This is a genomic window from Nodosilinea sp. LEGE 07298, assembly GCF_015207265.1.
Classification (GTDB): domain Bacteria; phylum Cyanobacteriota; class Cyanobacteriia; order Phormidesmidales; family Phormidesmidaceae; genus Nodosilinea.
Genome location: NZ_JADEXE010000386.1, coordinates 1 through 5,256, shown reverse-complemented (window position 1 = coordinate 5,256; position 5,256 = coordinate 1). Strand labels below are relative to the sequence as shown.

Annotated in this window: 4 protein-coding genes; all 4 read right to left on the bottom strand. The window is 55.1% G+C overall.

Annotated elements, in window-relative coordinates:
- Positions 1-106: 106 nt before the first annotated feature.
- Positions 107-1,747, bottom strand: a complete 1,641-nt coding sequence (locus IQ273_RS29960) for a 5'-methylthioadenosine/S-adenosylhomocysteine nucleosidase (protein WP_194026752.1) — start codon at positions 1,745-1,747, stop codon at positions 107-109.
- Positions 1,744-3,732 carry a hypothetical protein gene (locus tag IQ273_RS29955; RefSeq protein ID WP_194026751.1) on the bottom strand — a complete coding sequence of 663 codons (1,989 nt, stop codon included), beginning with the start codon at positions 3,730-3,732 and terminating at the stop codon, positions 1,744-1,746. Before IQ273_RS29955 ends, IQ273_RS29960 begins: the two co-directional genes overlap by 4 nt.
- A 16-nt stretch (positions 3,733-3,748) precedes the next feature.
- Positions 3,749-4,744: an AAA family ATPase gene (locus IQ273_RS29950; RefSeq protein ID WP_194026750.1), complete on the bottom strand. Its 996-nt coding sequence runs from the start codon at positions 4,742-4,744 to the stop codon at positions 3,749-3,751.
- 88 nt (positions 4,745-4,832) lie between these two features.
- Complete coding sequence (locus IQ273_RS29945; protein ID WP_194026749.1) at positions 4,833-5,117, bottom strand: hypothetical protein; 285 nt, start codon at positions 5,115-5,117, stop codon at positions 4,833-4,835.
- Positions 5,118-5,256 lie beyond the last annotated feature (139 nt).

Genomic DNA, 5,256 nt, shown 5'->3' with positions numbered 1-5,256 from the left:
TTTGAGACGGGCTTCTTTGGAGGCATCCATGGCAGTGAAGTTCCTAGGTTGAACTGCTCAAAGCTTAACGTTCATGGGCCTGGCTAAGGCTAAGTATTATTGCTCATTACATAACTGGGATGCACCCAAGGGACAGTGACTCATCAAACGATAGCTGGCCATTGACAAACACGAGACTGGCACGAGATTTGAAGAGGTTTGATCGCCTGATGAATGCCGTTGGGTTGTGTTGAAGCGCTACCGGAAGCCCCAGCCCATCAATGTAAACCAGCCCATAGTCCGCCTTAGAGGTCTGGAGCTGGCCTAAAAACTCACGAAACTCTGCGTGGCACTGAAAACTATAGGCTGTCTGCCACGCTTGGACTGATGCAGAGGCGTAGGCCAAGACCCCACCCTGACAAAAGGGCTCGACAGTATCGACATCAGGGATGTCAGGACAGGAGCGAATGGTTTGTAACGCAATGCCCAAAGGCCTCTCATCTACTTCTAGCAACTCCCAGGGGATGCCCAAGTTTGTGCGATCGTCAATCGTCAAGCAGGCAGGCTGTGGGGTATCAGAGGTCTGATGGGGTAGCCACCGTAGAAATCGACCAATTGGACAAGTTTCGGTACTTTTCAAAGCCTCGTTGCAGGTGTCTATAGCACCCACTACGTTTTCATAACTGCCCTCAACCTCAATGAGCATAGGCAACTGCATCAATGGAGGAGCAAATTCTCCTGTTTCGATAAAGTCTTGCCTGCCATGGTGTGCCCGTAGATAGTATTCACCCCCATTGATCGCCTCAATAGATAGGCTGGTCAGATGATGGGGCAATGTTTGGTCGGGGTCGAAGGTTACAGAGTCAGTATGTTTAGCAACTTCCGTCAGTGGTGCGGCCCCCTCTAGTTTGGCCAATAGCTCAAAGGCAAAGGCACTTGCATTGCCTGCGGCCAAAGTTTGAGAACCCTGCTGATCAGCAGCCTCTTTGCCATCTATCAAATCTGAAATACCGCGAATAACCAGGGCCGAAACGCCTTGAACTCTTTTCGCTACCCTCATAAATCCATAGCCTTCCATTTCCACAGCCAGGGCATCCCCATAGTTTTGGGTCAAACGCTGAGCTGTTCTGGACTCGGTTGATGCCACTACGCTCTCACCCGCTGCGATCGCCCCCACAAACGCGTTAGGTAAATCCTCATTACCCGGTTCCCGCTTGTGTCGTATCCAACTGCGTACAACAGCCCGTGCCCGTTGCTCTAGCTTGTAACTGGGGCGTTCTACCTCAGGCCGGGGCCTAAACTCAATCTCATCTCGGCCCGATTCGTAGTTGTAGATTTTCTCTGAGGCCACGACATCGCCAATCGAGACACCCTTTCGTCCACCTGCGATACCGACAAACAAAACCACATCCGGTTTAAAAAAGGCGATCGCCCGTTGGGTTTCATCTGCCGCGTTAATGTTGCCCTTGCCTGTTTCGACAATCAAAACATCCCATACCGCCCCCCCTGACGTGAAGCGACCATACTCATAAACTGCTTTGTCATCTGGGTGGATAAGTTCTTTGTGTTCTGGCACGTATTTTTCAACCGCCAGAAACTCTTCGGCCAGAGCCGTCAAAATCACCACACGGGGAGGTACCAGCCCCGGTTCCATCTCCCGAACAAGAGAGGTTCGATGCAGTACCGGTTCCTCGGCTTGGAGAGTGGGCGATCGCCCAGTGTGCCGCAGACTCTTGGTTCCGGTAATGTCTTGAGCAAGTTGGCTCACAGTGCTGCCACCTCCCAAAGCTGGAGATTGGGAATCTTGGCAATCTTTGCCCCCAGAGCCTGGGCCAATTCCACAGGTAGATCCCCATAGTGCTTCGGCTGCGGGTTCAACACCACAGCCTCCACTCCCTTCAACGCCGCAATCTGCTGCGCCACCGCCATGGCATCCTCAATGCCCTGCCGCCCCACCGGAGCCGTCACCTTTCCGGCCCGACTGGCCTCCAGCGGCACATTACCCCGCCCGTCCGTAATTACCACCAACACCGCTTTTTGCACAGTGCTACGCCCATGCTGCAACCGATGGCGCAGCGTCTGTAACGCCAAATCTAACCCATGGGCCAGAGGTGTCGCCCGTCCCCAATTCACCTCCAACCGGTTGCGAATGCGGGGCACCAGAATGTTGTCTGCCTCGCGCTTCTCCGCCCGCAACTCATCCTGCGCATCCGCCGCCCCCACTTGGATCAGGCAAACACTGGCTCGCTCCACATAGGCCCATTGAAGGTAAGGCAGCAACGCCCCCTGCCACTGGCACTCCTTCAGCGAGGTATAGTCCAAAACTAAAGTCAGCATTTGCTCTGGCACGGCAGCTCGGCGATAGCGCCGCAGATCTCCCGCTTGCAGAATTAATGGAACATGGCCGTTTGCTTGCCGCTTATCTAGCAGTTTTCTTGCCCACTGAGGCGAGTTTGGCTTCTCCTTAAACGCCTGCCACCGCAGGGCTTGGTATTTCGCGGCTTCCAATAACGTGCTAATCAAAGCCAAGTCTCGGGGAATCGGGGCCGGTTCAACCCCAATAATCGCCCCACGCCCCAGAGATGCCGCCTTAAATCGCCGGGGAGGCAGACGCAAAGAGGCGGCCTCCCGTTCAGGGGCGACCGTGTCTTCCAGATAGGGATCTATGGCTGGCCCACCCAGGGGTAGCGCCGTGGGAGGAAACGTTTCCTGGGTATCTGACTCGAAAACGGGTGCTTCCGTCACCGACTGAGCCGCATCGCGGGCGGGCTGAGTATTCTCCTGTTCAGACCCTTGGCTCAGAGACTGTGGGTCATCCAGGTCAGTCGCCGTCGAATCGGACGGAGGCATTTCCGGCTGGCTAAGCTGAAGGGTGAGCCCAATTAGGGCCGCCGCCGCATCCACCGCCTGCTCACCCACCTTCGCTGTACCCGCCAATTGAGCCTGTGCCCTGGCTAGCCGCAACAAAGCCAAATCTCGGCGTGGGCTATACCCCCCAGATACCCCAACATAGTTCAGCACCCGCTCTCGCGCTTCTGGCAAAACCTCGGGCTGAATCTGCTGGGCCTGTTTTAACCCTTCCACCACCTCAGCCGATAGCGGAGCTGCCTCCCATTCCCCATCCCCAGGAAATTGCTTTTGGTCGAACTGCTCAAACCACGATCGCAGTTGCATGACCCGCTGTTGAGAATTTGGCGACTCCCCACCGCTTAACCGCAGGGCAAAGCGGTCGAGCAAATGGGGAGAGAGGGTGCCAATGCGGGTGCGATCGCACCCCGCCAACCAAAATAACTGGGGCTGCCAGCGATCGTGCTGTCCGTGCCGCTCCAGGTGGGCCACCTCAGCCCCCATTAGCATCACACAGGCTCGACTCGCCGCCAAACTCAGCCGCGACAAATCGGGGATGACGACAATTCGAGTTTCCAGCTCCTTCCCGGCTGCCAGCAAACCAGCTTTCCAGATTACCGATTGGGACGTGCCATTTCGCCCTAGGGCCAGACTGCCCCACAGGTCTTCTTCCGTTTTCACTGCGCCGAGCTGAACTGGCACAATCTGCCTGGCAGCCTTGGTATCAGTGGCTTGGGGGAAAATCACCTCTCCCTTAGCAACAACCGCTACCATCTGAGTTAGCAGCCTGGCCATGGTCTGTAGCGTAGCCGGGGAAGCATCAAACACGAGAATGCTTCGCAATCCAGAGTCCAGGGCAGCACAGGCCAACCCCTTCATCAACGGATTTTGAAACTCAGCCTTCACTCAATATGCCCCTGGTTTACTTGTCTGAATCTGAACCTAGAACCCGTTGTAGCTCAAGCTCATCCTTTTCAGTCCACATCGCCTCTTGGTTCTGATCCACCCCCATCCGCCGATGTTGAAACGCCAACGGCGCAATTATTCTGAGGTCATCAGTCGTGACTTCAAATCGTTTTGCCAGAGCAGCGTGGGCTCGCGCTGCCATGGCCAACACCCGTTCTCCCCGATTACCTTCAACCTCAAAGGCCTCAGCCAGGGCAACACAGGTCTCCAGTGCTGGTTTCACCTCTACTTCGTAGAAGCGCTTCCTAGCCTGCGTCAGAGCATTCCGCCTCTGCTCATCTGCCTGCTGAGCCTGAGCCAAAAACGCTGACGACTGACCCAGTCGCTGCTTGGCCCATTCATCTTCAAAGGTCAACACATTCTGAAGGATCTTCAAACGCTCTTCCTTAGTAGTGGCGGTGTTGACATTCACCATTAATCCAAAGCGATCCAACAGCTGAGGCCGCAGCCCGCCCTCTTCCGGGTTCATGGTGCCGACCAGCGTAAACGACACATCATTCCGAACACTCTGCCCATCCCGCTGGACTTCTAGCTTCCCGGTCGAGGTTACATCCAAGATGATGTTGACTATGTGGTCATCCAGCAGGTTGATCTCATCCACGTAGAGCAGCTTGTCTTTAGCCTCAACCAGCAGGCCATCCTTCCATTGGGCATCGCTCTGCATTAGCTTGTCCACATCCAAGCCACCGACTACCCGATCTTCGGTGGCATTAATCGGCAGCGTAACCGGCAAATCGCCGTAGACCATTCTGGCAAAAGCACGTACAGCGGTAGACTTACCCGTACCTCGCTGGCCACTCAGCAGCACACCCCCCAGCCGAGGGGCAATGTAGGCCAACTCCAACGCCAGCTTGAGCGTTTCCTGCCCCACGATTAGGCTGTAAGGCAAAATCGGGATGGACTGGTCTTGGTCTGGAGAGTTGTTTACAGGAGGAGAGGTGCCTACGCCCATGTCATCATCTGCCGGAGTAAGACTCGTTAGTCGTTGGTTTGCTTAGTGCTAGAAGGTAATCGCTAATTTTCCTAAGACTAACACTGGTTTACCGGGCCGTTATGGCGTAGCCAAGTTGTTTGGCGATGTCGAGGAAGGGGCCAATGTTGCCGATACCCCACTGGTTACAGACCGCAACGGTCTGATTATCCCCTGTCTGTAAAATCTGGCTCTCATCCAGGAAGTAGCGCTTTTGGCCCTTCTCTAGGGCTTTCTCAATCGGAGCCACCACCCCAAAGGAACTGTGGAGGAAATCGGGAAACACTTGCTTCAGCTCATTCAAAGTCGCCTGGGGATGAGCTTGGATGTACTGGGTGACTACAGCCAGTACCAAGTTGCGCTTGTTTATTAGACGACACTGAACGTGGCGGGTGACGACAGCTAGATAGGCGGGAGAGGTGTTCTCCCTGCCCCTTGAGTCATCACTGAGACCGGATCCAATTTAAGCTAATAAGAAAAGACACTGAAGGTAT

Bases quoted from the DNA above. Each gene is read 5' to 3' on its own strand.
- IQ273_RS29950 (WP_194026750.1), bottom strand. From the start codon at position 4,744: ATGGGCGTAGGCACCTCTCCTCCTGTAAACAACTCTCCAGACCAAGAC.